The following is a 12,425-nucleotide window of genomic DNA, read 5'->3' on the forward strand; positions in this document are numbered from 1 at the left end:
AGAAGGAGGACACTATGAAAAGGTTAATCGCATTGGCATTATCACTCTCAATGGCAGTTTCTCTGACAGCCTGCGGTGGCGGAGACGACGCTGCGGGCGGCGATTCCGGAAGCCGTTCGCTGACGGTCAGCGGCCAGCCCTATTCGCACACACTCCCCGCTTACATCGGCCTGGAGGAAGGGCAGTTTGAAGACGTGGGGCTGGATGTGGAACTGATTATGTTCACGGGCGGCAATGTGCAGAACGAAGCGCTCGGCGCGGGCGAATGGGACGTTGGCTGCTACGGTTCGCCCCCGTCCATCACCGGCGGCATTGCCTACGGCGCCAAGGTGATCGGTTTCGGCTCGCCGGATACGGAAGCGGTCACGATCTGGGCGAGAAGCGACAGCGATATCGCGCAGATTCAGGGCCAGGTCGCGGGCTATGACGAGATCTACGGCAATGCGGATACCTGGCGCGGCAAGACCATCCTCTGCCCGCTCGGTACCTCGGCGCACTTCACTCTGGTCGCAACGCTGGAAAAGCTCGGTCTGACGACCGAGGACGTCAGCATCATCGATATGGGCGTTGCCCAAGCGTACACGGCGTTTAAGGCTGGCGAGGCTGACATTGTCTGCCTGTGGGACCCGCAGGGCTTCGACGCGGAGAACGAGGACTGGGTCTGCATTTCCTCCGGCAAGGCGACCGGCGAGGACCAGCCGACCGTTATCGTCGCCTCTGAGGAAGCGATCGAGACCAAGCATGACGAGATTCTGGACTTCCTGGACTGCTATTATCAGATCTGTGAGAAGTACGCGGACGATCTGGACGCATACGGACAGTACATGATGGATATCGGTCTGGACAACGGTGTGGAGCAGACCCTGGAGATCGCCACCCGCTGCGCAGAAAAGCGCCCGCTGTCCACGCTGGACGACGAGATCGAATGGTTCTCCGGCGAAAAGGGAACCCGCTATGTCGATACGACGATGGAAAACCTGATGGACTTCTTCGTGCAGACCGGCTCGATCGAAGAATCCGATAAGCAGTACCTGATCGAAAACAACTTTATCGACGACACCTTCATTCGAGAGCTTGCCGAGCGTCATGGCAAGACGATGAACTGACAACCCAAACACGTTTGTTGGCAAAGGAGGGGGGCTCTCCGCCCCTCTCCTTTTTGTAAATCATCAAGTGAGGCAGGCTGGTGGATTATGAAACAAAACAAAAAACTCAAGCTGGTGCTGTTGAGCATACTGGGCCTGGTCCTGTTTTTCGGCATATGGGAATGCAGCGTCCGGTTCGGCCTGGTATCCGAGCGCACGCTGTGCGCGCCCTCCACAGCACTGGAAACCCTGTTCACCAAAATGGTCGAAAAGAAGCCGGACGGCGCGACCATTCCGGTGCATTTCCTGGCAAGCATCAAGCTTTCTTTGAGCGGCTTCCTGCTGGCGATTGTCATCGGCATCCCGCTCGGCTTGTTCATGGGATACTATAAGGTGCTGGATTCGCTGTTCACCCCGCTGTTTGAGATCATTCGCCCGATCCCGCCGATCGCATGGATCCCGATCATTATCCTGACCATGGGCATCGGCTTTAACGCAAAGGTATTCATCATATTTGTATCAGCGTTTGTGCCATGCGTGGTCAACTCGTATCTGGGTATCAAGCTGACCAACCAGACGCTGATTAACGTGGCGAAAACATTCGGCGCCTCGCGATGGCAGGTGTTCACAAAGGTATGCATCCCCTCGTCCATGAACATGGTGTTCACGGGCATACGCATATCGCTCGGCAACTCCTGGTCCACGCTGGTCGCGGCGGAAATGCTCGCCTCCACGCAGGGCCTCGGCTATATGATCCAGATCGGCCGCTCGCTCAGCCGGCCGGAGATCATCATTGTCGGCATGGCGGTCATCGGCGTCACCGGCGCCATCATGAGCGGGCTGCTCAGCCTCTGCGAGAAAAAGGTTGCGCCCTGGAGGTATAAGTGATGAAAAATATCAAATGGGTGAATATACTGCTGTCCGTCTGCTCGATCGGCATTTTCGTTGTCCTCTGGGTGGTCCTGGCCGGACAGGAAGGCTCGATGGTGCCGACGCCGGCGGCAACGCTGGAGAAATTCCTGCAGATCATGGCCGACCCGATCGCCAACGCGACGCTGCCGGCGCATATCTGGGCCAGCCTGCAGCGCGTGCTGATCGCGTTCTTCTTCGCGGTTGTGCTGGGCGTTGCGCTCGGCATCGGCATCGGCTGGAGCAAGAGCTTTAACGCGCTTTTCGGGCCGCTTTTCGAAATGCTGCGCCCGATCCCGCCGATCGCATGGATCCCCGTAATTATCCTGTGGTTCGGCATCGGCGAGCTTTCCAAATGGGTGATCGTATTCATCGGCTCGTTCGTGCCGATCGTGCTGAACACCAGCGCGGGCATCCGCGCGATCGACCCGCTGATGATCAGCGCGGGCAAGGTGCTGGGCGCGAACCGCAAGCAGCTTTTGGTTGACGTGGCGTTTCCGGCCACCATCCCCGCTATCCTGGCCGGCATCCGCACTGCGCTGTCGAGCGGCTGGATGTGCGTGGTCGCGGCGGAAATGATCGTAGCGCGGCAGGGCGTCGGTTTCCTGATCGTCCGCGGGCAGGAGAGCGGCGACACGGCGCTGATCGTCGTCTGCATGCTGGCAATCGGCGTGGTAAGCTTCCTGCTGTCCACGATACTGCAGAAAATGGAAGGAGTGCTTTGCCCGTGGCAGTTCTCAGAGACAAAATTGTGATCAAAAACCTCTCCAAAACATTCGCTTCCAAAAAGAACTCGGTAGAGGTTTTGAAGGATATCAACCTGACGGTGAAGGAAAACGAATTCCTCGTGATTCTGGGGCCGGGACAATGCGGCAAAACCGTTCTGCTGAACATCCTTGCCGAGCTGGACGAGCAGACCTCGGGTACGGTGGAGTTTGCAGACGGGCGGCCCAAAATGGGCGACCTGGGCCTGGTGTTCCAGCGCTATGCGCTTTTCCCGTGGAAATCGGTCATGGGCAACGTGGAGATGAACCAGAAGCTCAAGGGCGTGGATAAGGCCACCCGTCAGGCAAACGCGCAGAAATATATCGACCTGGTCGGGCTGCAGGGCTTTGAAAAGGCGCTGCCCAAGCAGCTCTCCGGCGGCATGAAGCAGCGCGTGGGCATTGCGCGCGCCTATGCCAGCGAGTCCGATATCATGCTGATGGACGAACCGTTCGGCGCGCTGGACGCGCAGACCCGCTATTCCATGGAGGACGAAATCCTCAAGATCTGGGAGAAGAACAAGCGCACGGTCATCTTCGTCACCAACAACGTGGAGGAGGCCATTTACCTGGGCGACCGGATCATCCTGCTCGGCGGCCATCCGACCAGCGTGAAGAAGGAATACATACCCGACATGCCCAGACCAAGAAACTATACCGATCAGGCATTCCTGCGGCTTCGCAACGAAATCGTGGCGGATACCGATCTGAGCCTGTAACGCAGGGAGGTATCCGTATGAGCGATCAAGTAAAGGTAAAGGTCAGGAACCTGACAAAATGCTTTGGCGACCTGAAAGTGCTGGACAATATCTCGTTCGATATCAATAAGGGCGACTTTGTCTGCATCGTCGGCCCGACGGGCTGCGGCAAAACGACGTTCCTCAACCTGCTCGTCAAGCTGATCGAGCCGACCGAGGGGCAGATCCTGATCGACGGCGAGCCGGCAGACCCGCAGAAGCACAACCTCTCGTTCGTGTTCCAGGAACCGTCCGCGTTCCCGTGGCTGACAGTTGAACAGAACATCCGCTTCGGGCTGGAAACCAAAAAGGTCGAGGAAAAGGTGATCAAGCAGCGCACGGATGAAATTCTGGAGCTCCTCGGCCTGGAAAAGGCGCGCAACGCCTATCCGCATGAGCTGAGCACCTCGACCGAGCAGCGCATCGTTATCGGACGCAGCTTCGCGCTGCACCCCGACCTGCTGCTGATGGATGAGCCGTACGGCCAGATGGATATTAAAATGCGGTACTATCTGGAGGACGAGGTCATCAAGCTGTGGCAGGCGACCGGAAGCACGGTCATTTTCATCACGCACAACGTGGAGGAGGCGGTCTACCTCTCCAACAAGTGCCTGATTTTGTCGCAGAAGCCGACAACGGTGAAGGAAGAGCTGAAGATCGACCTGCCCCGCCCGCGCGATATCGCGAGCGAGGAATTCATCCGCCTGCGTGAATATGTAACGAGCCAGATCAAATGGTGGTAAGGGGCGAGGCGACATGAAAGGAAGACCGGTCTTTCCCGTGCTGCTCCTTGCCGTGATCTGGGGTACCTATTATGTGGCGAGCCAGCAAACGGTGGCGGGCATGTCCGTGTTTTCAATGGGCGTATACATCCGCCTGATCGTCATGGTGTTCCTGACTGTGCTGATGGCGCTGCGCGGGGAGCTGAAGCTCCTGCTGCAGGTGCGCTTTGTCTGGCCCAAGCTGGTGACGATCGGCGTGCTGGGCTTCCTGCTGGATGCGACCGCGTTCGTGGGCCTGTCGCTCGGCAGCGCCAGCACGGGTACGGCGCTGCTCAAGTGCGATATCCTGATGGTGGCGGTGATCTCCGCCGTGATCTACAAGACACGCCTGAGCTGGAAGCAGTGGTGCTGCATCGTGGTCATGCTGCTGGGCGTGTTCATCACGATGGGGCTGAACCCCGCCCATCTGGAGCTGTTCAACCTGGGCAACCTGTTCTATCTGCTCAGCGCGCTCTTTGTGTCGATCAACGCGTTTGTCATCAAAAGCGCGCAGCACGACAAGCGCAACCCCGTGTGCGACAATGTTGTGGCGTACTACAATAATTTCGTCTGTATGCTGTGCTTTATCGCGGCATCCGCCGTGGCGGGCAGCCTGGGTGAGATCATGAATTGTATCCGCACGCCTTATTATGGCTGGATGCTGCTGCTCGCCAGCGTGGGGCAGACGCTGGTCTACATTGTTTACTATTACGACCTGCGGCGGTTCCCCGTATGGTTTGTCAAGGTGTTCCTGCTGTTCATGCCGGTCGTGGCGTCGCTGATCTGCTTTTTCGCGTTCGGGGAAAAGCTGACCGCGGTGCAGCTTGGCGGCATGGCGGTCATCCTGGCCGGCGCGCTCGGCATCCTGATGGAGCAGCGCAAAAACGAGACGGGCAGCATGGAACCTGTTGAGGAAAGAGGGTAAATTTCAAAATGGAAAAAGCGTTTCATTATTACATGCCGGTCAAGATCCTGTTTGATTACGGGGTCTCGCAAAAGATGGCGTCGTACATCGCGGGAGAAAACGTGCTGATTATTTCCGACCCGTTCCTGTACCAGAACGGCGTGGCGCAGCGGATCGGCGAAAGCCTGATCGGCAAAACCGTCGGCTATTTCAGCGATATCGAGCCGAATCCGTCGTGTGAAAGCGTGGATGCCGCGGCCGCGGCCGCGCGCGCGCTGAAAGCGGACTGCGTGATCGGTCTGGGCGGCGGCAGCTCGATGGACGTTGCCAAGATCGTCGCCTGCCTGACGCGGGACGAGGGCAGCATCTACGACTATTACAGCGGCGGCACCAAGACCTTTTCCGAGCGCAAAACCATGCTGATCTGCGTACCCACGACTGCGGGTACCGGCAGTGAGGTCACGAATGTCGGCGTGTTCACGAATAAAAAGGCCGGCATTAAAATGCCGCTCGTTACCGACCGCTTCTGGGCGGATTACGCGGTAATCGATCCGGAACTGACCTATTCGCTGCCGCCCGCCGTGACCGCTTCGACCGGCATGGACGCGTTCTGCCACGCGATCGAGGCGTATTGGAACAAGGAGAGCCAGCCCATGTGCGATATGCTGGCGATGGGCGCGATGCAGCTCATCCTCCGCTTTATCAAGCGGGCGTACGACGACCCGAACGATCTCGAGGCGCGCGGCGCCATGATCAAGGCGAGCATGATCGCAGGCGTGGCATTCAGCCAGACGCGCACGACCGGCATCCACGCGCTCAGCTTTCCGCTGACCACCGAGTACCACGCCAGCCACGGCACCGCCTGCTCGATCACCCTGCCGGCGTTTATCCGCCTGTGCAGGGAAGGGGCGGCGGAAAAGCTGCAGGCGCTGTCCGCCTACCTGGGTTATGCGGATGCGGGCGCGCTCGCGGACGCGGTCGAGGCGCTGATGGAATCCATGGGCATGCCGACCCGCCTGGGGCAGCTTGGCGTGCGGGAGGAAAACCTGGAGCATATCACCAAGGTCGGCTTGGGCGCGGCGATCATCCAGCTCACGCCCGCAGTAATGAATGAACAAACCGTATATGCACTGCTGAAAGGCATCCTGTGATAAAGAAGGGGAGGATATCTATGAAAAAGATTGTGATTGGTTCGGATAAGTCGGGCTTCCCGCTCAAGGAGGCGGTTAAGGCGCACCTGGTTGAGCTTGGGTATGAGGTGGAGGACTGCGGCACGCAGGATATGGAGCACGGCCAGCCGTATTACATGGTGGCGCCCGTGGTCGCGGAAAAGATCTCCAGGAAGGAGTATGAAAAGGGCATCCTGATCTGCGGCACCGGTATGGGCATGGCGATCGTGGCGAACAAATATCCGGGCGTTTACGCGGCGGTCTGCGAGAATACCTATGCGGCGGAAAAGTGTCGCGCCATCAACGACGCAAACATCCTGACCATGGGCGGCTGGATCACCGCGGACTTTGCGGGCTGCGCCATTGTGGATAAATTCCTGAACACCGCGTTCACCGAGAACCTGGAGCCGTGGCGCCAGGAGTTCCTGACCAAGGCGCGCGAGGAAGTCAAGGGCATCGAAAAGGGCATCTACCACAACTGAGGAGGGGAAAATATGGATATGCAGGCCAAAAAAGACCTCCAGAAATTTGCCGTTTCCATCCGAAAGGAGACCATGCGCGCGATCGGCACGCTGGGCGTTGGGCATGTGGGCGGCGCGCTGTCCATCTGCGACGTGCTGGCCGTGCTGTACGGCGGGGAAATGAACATCGATCCAGCCGACCCGCACAAGGAGGATCGGGACTGGCTGGTTTGCTCCAAGGGGCATGCGGGGCCGGCGGTATACGCCACGCTGGCGCTGAAGGGCTTTTTCCCAAAAGAGGAGTTGCTCACGCTCAACAAGCCGGGTACCAACCTGCCCAGCCATTGCGACATGAACCGCACGCCCGGCATCGACATGACGACCGGCTCGCTGGGACAGGGGACCAGCTCGGCCGTGGGCATCGCCTGCGGCAACCGCAAAAAGGGGTTGGATAACTACACCTACCTGATCATCGGCGACGGCGAGAGCCAGGAGGGCCAGGTATGGGAGGCCGCGCTTTTCGCGGCGCAGCACAAGCTGTCCCACCTGATCGCGTTTACGGATTACAACAAGTGCCAGATCGACGGGACGATCAGCGAGGTCTGCGAGCTGGGCGATCTGGCGGGCAAATACGAGGCGTTCGGCTGGTACGCGCAGAGCGTGGACGGACACGACGTAGAGCAGATCAGCGAGGCCATCCATAAGGCCAAGCAGCAGGGCGAGCGGCCCTCCATGATCGTGCTGAACACGGTCAAGGGCAAGGGCGTTTCGCTGGCCGAGGGCAAGGTCGGCTCGCACAACATGCCGGTTACCAGGGAGCAGATGGATCAGGCCATGGCCGAGCTGGACAGCCAGCTCGCGGCGCTGTAAAGGAGGGGAGAGCCATGGGCGTAATAGTAGCTGATTTTCACAAGCACGGCGATACCGAGCTGCGTAAGGTGTACTGTAGCACTCTGATGGAGCTGGCGGCGGAGGACGAGCGCGTCTGCGTTCTGGATGCGGACCTGATGAACGCCTCCGCGACCAAGCCGTTTGCGGCCGCGTTTCCGGAAAATACGTTTGACTGCGGCGTACAGGAGGCCAACATGCTCGGCGTGGCGGCGGGCCTGTCCGCGACCGGACAGATCCCGTTTACCCATACGTTCGCGCCCTTTGCGGCGCGCCGCGCCTGCGACCAGATCTTTGTCTCCTGTGCCTATGCCAAGCAGAATGTCAAGATCGTCGGCTCCGACCCCGGCATCACGACCGCGCTCAACGGCGGCACCCACATGCCGTTTGAGGACATCGCGATCATGCGCAGCATTCCGGAGATCACGGTCGTGGAGCCTGCGGACGCGGTCGCGGTACGCGAGATCGTGCGCATGGCAAAGGAGGAGTACGGCGTCTGGTATATCCGCCTGCACCGCAAGACCGCGCCCGCGATTTACGAGGCGGGTACGACGTTCGAGGTTGGCAAAGCCAACCTGCTGCGCGATGGCAAGGACGTGACGATCATCGCCATGGGCTTCTGTGTGGCCGAGGCGCTCAAAGCGGCCGAGCTGCTGGAAAAAGAGGGGATACAGGCGCGCGTGCTGGATATGTTTTGCGTCAAGCCGCTGGACGAGACGGCAGTCATCCGTGCGGCGCAGGAGACCGGCGCGGTCGTGACTGCGGAAAACCACAACGTCATCAACGGCCTGGGGAGCGCGGTCGCGGATGTGCTTGCATCGGCCTGCTGGGCGCCGCTGGAAAAGGTCGGCGTACAGGACGAGTTCGGCGAAGTCGGTCCGGTGGATTACCTACAGGAGCGTTTCGGCCTGACGGCGCAGGCGATCTGCGAAAAGGCGAAAAAGGCGATCGCGCGAAAGTGAGGGAACGGCATTGAAAAACAGAAAAGCGCATATGACCGCGGTGGGCCGCATTGAGCTGGCCGACTGCCCAATGCCGGCGGCGGGCGCGGACGAGGTAGTCGTCCGGATGGAGTACTGCGGCATCTGCGGTTCGGACGCGCATTTTTACAAGGAGGGCCGCATCGGGAAAAAGGTGGCGCCGCTGCCGTTTATCCTGGGGCATGAGGTGTCGGGATATGTGACCGAATGCGGCGCGGATGTGACTGCTCTGCAGCCCGGCGATCGTGTGGCGCTCGAGCCGGGCGTACCCTGTGGCAAGTGCGAGCTTTGCCTGACAGGAAAATACAACCTCTGTCCGGATGTGCATTTCCTCGCGGCGCCGCCGTATGACGGCGCGCTGCGTAAGTTCATGGCCTTTCCGGCCAAAATGTGCTTCAAGCTGCCGGACGATATGACCATGCAGGAGGGCGCCATGCTGGAGCCGCTCGCGGTCGGCATGCATGCGGCCAGGCGCGGCGGCGTTGGGCTGGGGAAGAGCGTCTGCATCCTGGGCTCGGGTACCATCGGCATTATGACGCTGCTGGCCTGCAAGGCCATGGGCGCGACCGAGATCATCGTGTCCGACTTGGTGGGGCACCGGCTGGAGAGCGCGAAGCGTCTGGGCGCGACGGTCACGGCCAACCCCAAAGAGGTGGATGTGACCGAGGCCGTATTGCAGGCGACGGGCGGCAAGGGCTGCGACGTGGTCTTTGAAACGGCGGGCTCGCCGGTGACAATGTCGCAGACCGGCCGGTATGTCAAAAGCGGCGGCGTGATCGTTGTGGTGGGCAACATTGCACAGGATGTCAGCTATAATTTTTTGGAGATATCCCGCAAGGAAGTGGAGATCCGCACGGTGTTCCGCTACCGTAATATTTATCCACTCGCAATCGAGGCGGTCGAAAAGGGCTATATCGACCTCAAGGCGATCGAGCCGAAGGAATTCCCGTTTGAGCAGGCGGACGAGGCTTTCCAGTATACGATCACCCATGCGCAGGAAGTCATCAAGACCCTGATTAAAGTCTCAGACTGACCCAATACGGCGGCACGCAGGCAGTCGGCCCTGCGTGTCGCTTTTTTGCGCGGAGGAACACGGTGCCGCAAAAAAATACAAAAACAGCGCCGCGCCGCCGTCAGGTGTGCTATAATAGCAGCAGTGTAGCCGCCGTGCGGCTGTGTTGGGAGGGGATAACTACGGAAAAGGTAAAGGCGTTTCTCAAACGCAAGGACATTGTAATCTCGGTTCGGCGGTACGGGATCGACGCGCTGGGGGCAATGGCGCAGGGGCTGTTCTGCTCGCTGCTGATTGGGACAATCATCGATACGGTAGGTGCACAGTTCGGCATCCCGTTTCTGACCATGCCGGTCGCGACGGTGAGCGACGTATCCTACACAGTGGGCGGCCTGGCCTCCGCGATGAGCGGGCCGGCGATGGCGGTGGCGATCGGCTATGCGCTGCGCTGCCCGCCGCTCGTGCTGTTTTCGCTGATTACGGTCGGCTTTGCGTCCAACGCGCTGGGCGGCGCGGGCGGGCCGCTCGCCGTGCTGTTTGTGGCGGTCATCGCCGCCGAGCTGGGCAAGGCGGTCGCGGGTGAGACCAAGGTGGACATCTTGGTCACCCCGCTGGTCACGATCGGCGCGGGCATTGCGCTGTCCGCTTGGTGGGCGCCCGCGCTGGGAGCGGCGGCGATGCAGGTCGGCAGCCTGATTATGTGGGCAACCAATCTGCAGCCGTTCCTGATGGGGATTGCGGTGTCCGTGCTGGTGGGCGTGGCGCTGACGCTGCCCATTTCCTCCGCCGCGATCTGCGCGGCGCTCGGTCTGACCGGTCTGGCGGGCGGCGCGGCGGTGGCGGGCTGCTGCGCGCAGATGGTCGGCTTTGCGGTCATGTCGTTCAAGGAGAACCGCTGGGGCGGGCTGGTGTCTCAGGGGATCGGCACCTCCATGCTTCAGATGGGCAACATTGTCAAGAACCCGCGCATCTGGATCGCGCCTATCCTGACCTCGGCCATCACCGGACCGATTGCGACCTGTGTATTTGGTTTGCAGATGAATGGTACGCCGGTTTCCTCGGGCATGGGGACGTGTGGATTGGTCGGCCAGATCGGGGTTTATACCGGCTGGATGAACGATATCGCGGCCGGAACCAAGGCCGCCGTTACGGCGCAGGACTGGGTTGGGCTGCTGCTGGTATCGTTCCTTCTGCCAGCGGTGCTGTGTCCGCTGATCAACCTGGCGGTACGCCGTCTCGGCTGGGTCAAGGATGGGGACATGAAGCTGTGAGCGCGCGGCGGCGCCAATGCCAACGCCTGTAGGAGCGGAGGGCGGATGCCTTTGCAATGATAGAGGACATTATAACCTTTGTGGAAGTACATGCAACATAATATTGGTATTGTGAACAAAACGACACGCTTCTGGTTGGACAAACTTACAGTTTTACCGGCTTTCCGAGCAAAGCTATTGACAAAAGCGCCGCAGTTATAGTATGCTTCCATCAGAAAATCATACAGGCTTGTGACTGGTATGGCAGGCAAGACCAAACAACCGAACGGGAAATATTATCCGTATTCGGGCGTTTGGTCTTTTTTGTTTTAACAGCACGGTTCAGATTCAGAAGATGAAGGGGAGTTGCACTATGAAAACATTTCAGTATGAGATCACCGATCCCATTGGTATCCACGCTCGTCCGGCAGGACAGCTGGTTAAGACCGCGAAGGCGTTCCAGAGCAAGGTCATGGTGGAGTATAACGGGAAGCAGACCGAGGCTACCCGCCTGATGAGCGTGATGGGAATGGGCATCCGGCATGGCAGCGTGGTCACCGTTACCGTGGAGGGACCGGACGAGGAGGCTGCGGCGCAGCAACTTCAGGCGTTCTTTCGGGAGACGCTATGACCTCGGCGGAGCTGGGCGGGCAGGAGGCCTACCGGATCAGCCGCGTCATTGGCAACAATTTTGTATGTATCATTGACCCTGATGGACGCGAGGTTATCCTGCGCGGCTTGGGGATCGGCTTCAAAAAGCAGTCGGGCGACCTTGTACCCGCGTGTAAGGTGGAGAAGATCTACGACCTGCGCGATCCGGAGAAATCCTCCCGCCTGATGGAGCTGCTCGGCGACGTGCCGGCGGAATTTCTGGATGTCAGCACGGAGATCATAGAGGAAGCGAAAAGGATGACTGGACGGCGGCTGAGCGAAAATATTTATATCACCCTGACCGATCACATCTGCTTTGCGGTGGAGCGCCTGCGCACCGGCACGGCGTATTCCAATCAACTGCTGTGGGAGAACCCCACCGAGTTCGCCATGGGGATTCAAGCGCTCGATATCATCGAGCGGCGGCTCGGTTACCGCCTTTCCAAGGATGAGGCAGGATTCATCGCGCTTCATATCGTCAACGCGGAGATCGACGGGCGTATGGCCGACATGGTCCGCATCACCGAGCTCATCAGCCGCATTGTCGCAGAGGTGCAGGCGTATTATGGCGTTGCGCTGGACGACCAATCCCTGGATTACGGGCGGTTCATCACCCACCTCAAATTTCTGGGACAGCGCATTACACAGGGCCAGTATGCACAAGATAATGATTCCGAGTTCCAGTCCATGATCGTCCGGCGCTACCGGTATGACTACCAGTGCGCCGAGCGCATCCGAGATGATTTGGCGCAGGCGTTCTCCATCCGGCTGCCGCCGGAGGAGATGACCTTCCTGACCATCCATTTGCACCGCCTTGCCATGAATATGGGTATATCTGATAAAGAGGAGTAAGG

The 12,425-nt window shown here is 59.5% G+C and carries 14 protein-coding genes; all 14 read left to right on the forward strand.

Annotated features, from left to right (window positions below; genetic code table 11):
- Window positions 1-14 precede the first annotated feature (14 nt).
- The 14 genes from OCV66_RS08940 to OCV66_RS09005 all read left to right on the forward strand — a co-directional run bounded on the left by OCV66_RS08940 (window position 15) and on the right by OCV66_RS09005 (window position 12,423).
- On the forward strand, window positions 15-1,106 hold the full coding sequence (locus tag OCV66_RS08940) for an ABC transporter substrate-binding protein (RefSeq protein ID WP_082397182.1): 1,092 nt from the start codon (window positions 15-17) through the stop codon (window positions 1,104-1,106).
- An 87-nt stretch (window positions 1,107-1,193) separates the two neighbouring features.
- Window positions 1,194-1,973, forward strand: a complete 780-nt coding sequence (locus OCV66_RS08945) for an ABC transporter permease (RefSeq protein WP_054327543.1) — start codon at window positions 1,194-1,196, stop codon at window positions 1,971-1,973.
- The gene (locus OCV66_RS08950; RefSeq protein WP_147574166.1) at window positions 1,973-2,749 is read left to right on the forward strand and encodes an ABC transporter permease; all 777 of its coding nucleotides are present in this window, start codon (window positions 1,973-1,975) and stop codon (window positions 2,747-2,749) included. Before OCV66_RS08945 ends, OCV66_RS08950 begins: the two co-directional genes overlap by 1 nt.
- The gene (locus OCV66_RS08955; protein WP_147574167.1) at window positions 2,722-3,477 is read left to right on the forward strand and encodes an ABC transporter ATP-binding protein; all 756 of its coding nucleotides are present in this window, start codon (window positions 2,722-2,724) and stop codon (window positions 3,475-3,477) included. Before OCV66_RS08950 ends, OCV66_RS08955 begins: the two co-directional genes overlap by 28 nt.
- 17 nt (window positions 3,478-3,494) lie before the next feature.
- Window positions 3,495-4,238, forward strand: coding sequence for an ABC transporter ATP-binding protein (locus OCV66_RS08960; protein WP_147574168.1), 744 nt, complete (start codon window positions 3,495-3,497; stop codon window positions 4,236-4,238).
- A gap of 13 nt (window positions 4,239-4,251) precedes the next feature.
- Window positions 4,252-5,181, forward strand: a complete 930-nt coding sequence (locus tag OCV66_RS08965) for a DMT family transporter (RefSeq protein ID WP_147574169.1) — start codon at window positions 4,252-4,254, stop codon at window positions 5,179-5,181.
- Between the two features lie 8 nt (window positions 5,182-5,189).
- On the forward strand, window positions 5,190-6,311 hold the full coding sequence (locus OCV66_RS08970; RefSeq protein ID WP_107631074.1) for an iron-containing alcohol dehydrogenase family protein: 1,122 nt from the start codon (window positions 5,190-5,192) through the stop codon (window positions 6,309-6,311).
- A 20-nt stretch (window positions 6,312-6,331) separates the two neighbouring features.
- Window positions 6,332-6,811: an RpiB/LacA/LacB family sugar-phosphate isomerase gene (locus tag OCV66_RS08975; RefSeq protein WP_054327539.1), complete on the forward strand. Its 480-nt coding sequence runs from the start codon at window positions 6,332-6,334 to the stop codon at window positions 6,809-6,811.
- A gap of 12 nt (window positions 6,812-6,823) precedes the next feature.
- Window positions 6,824-7,660, forward strand: coding sequence for a transketolase (locus tag OCV66_RS08980; RefSeq protein ID WP_147574170.1), 837 nt, complete (start codon window positions 6,824-6,826; stop codon window positions 7,658-7,660).
- Between the two features lie 14 nt (window positions 7,661-7,674).
- On the forward strand, window positions 7,675-8,640 hold the full coding sequence (locus OCV66_RS08985) for a transketolase family protein (RefSeq protein ID WP_054327538.1): 966 nt from the start codon (window positions 7,675-7,677) through the stop codon (window positions 8,638-8,640).
- A gap of 10 nt (window positions 8,641-8,650) precedes the next feature.
- Window positions 8,651-9,691 (forward strand): NAD(P)-dependent alcohol dehydrogenase, encoded by a 1,041-nt coding sequence (locus OCV66_RS08990; RefSeq protein WP_107631071.1) that lies wholly within the window; start codon window positions 8,651-8,653, stop codon window positions 9,689-9,691.
- 155 nt (window positions 9,692-9,846) lie between these two features.
- On the forward strand, window positions 9,847-10,941 hold the full coding sequence (locus OCV66_RS08995) for a PTS transporter subunit IIC (RefSeq protein ID WP_054327551.1): 1,095 nt from the start codon (window positions 9,847-9,849) through the stop codon (window positions 10,939-10,941).
- Window positions 10,942-11,293: 352 nt separating this feature from the next.
- A complete protein-coding gene (locus OCV66_RS09000; RefSeq protein WP_054327550.1) occupies window positions 11,294-11,551 on the forward strand; it encodes an HPr family phosphocarrier protein in 258 nt (85 codons plus the stop codon).
- Window positions 11,548-12,423, forward strand: a complete 876-nt coding sequence (locus tag OCV66_RS09005) for a PRD domain-containing protein (RefSeq protein WP_147574171.1) — start codon at window positions 11,548-11,550, stop codon at window positions 12,421-12,423. The genes OCV66_RS09000 and OCV66_RS09005 overlap by 4 nt, the downstream gene beginning before the upstream one ends.
- Window positions 12,424-12,425 lie beyond the last annotated feature (2 nt).

The organism is Agathobaculum ammoniilyticum (genome assembly GCF_025567315.1).
GTDB lineage: Bacteria > Bacillota > Clostridia > Oscillospirales > Butyricicoccaceae > Agathobaculum > Agathobaculum ammoniilyticum.

Excerpts from the sequence above, each read along its gene's own strand:
- OCV66_RS08940 (WP_082397182.1), top strand. The coding sequence starts at position 15 with ATGAAAAGGTTAATCGCATTGGCATTATCACTCTCAATGGCAGTTTCT.
- OCV66_RS08945 (WP_054327543.1), top strand. The coding sequence starts at position 1,194 with ATGAAACAAAACAAAAAACTCAAGCTGGTGCTGTTGAGCATACTGGGC.
- OCV66_RS08950 (WP_147574166.1), top strand. The coding sequence starts at position 1,973 with ATGAAAAATATCAAATGGGTGAATATACTGCTGTCCGTCTGCTCGATC.
- OCV66_RS08960 (WP_147574168.1), top strand. The coding sequence starts at position 3,495 with ATGAGCGATCAAGTAAAGGTAAAGGTCAGGAACCTGACAAAATGCTTT.
- OCV66_RS08965 (WP_147574169.1), top strand. The coding sequence starts at position 4,252 with ATGAAAGGAAGACCGGTCTTTCCCGTGCTGCTCCTTGCCGTGATCTGG.
- OCV66_RS08970 (WP_107631074.1), top strand. The coding sequence starts at position 5,190 with ATGGAAAAAGCGTTTCATTATTACATGCCGGTCAAGATCCTGTTTGAT.
- OCV66_RS08975 (WP_054327539.1), top strand. The coding sequence starts at position 6,332 with ATGAAAAAGATTGTGATTGGTTCGGATAAGTCGGGCTTCCCGCTCAAG.
- OCV66_RS08980 (WP_147574170.1), top strand. The coding sequence starts at position 6,824 with ATGGATATGCAGGCCAAAAAAGACCTCCAGAAATTTGCCGTTTCCATC.
- OCV66_RS08985 (WP_054327538.1), top strand. The coding sequence starts at position 7,675 with ATGGGCGTAATAGTAGCTGATTTTCACAAGCACGGCGATACCGAGCTG.
- OCV66_RS09000 (WP_054327550.1), top strand. The coding sequence starts at position 11,294 with ATGAAAACATTTCAGTATGAGATCACCGATCCCATTGGTATCCACGCT.
- OCV66_RS09005 (WP_147574171.1), top strand. The coding sequence starts at position 11,548 with ATGACCTCGGCGGAGCTGGGCGGGCAGGAGGCCTACCGGATCAGCCGC.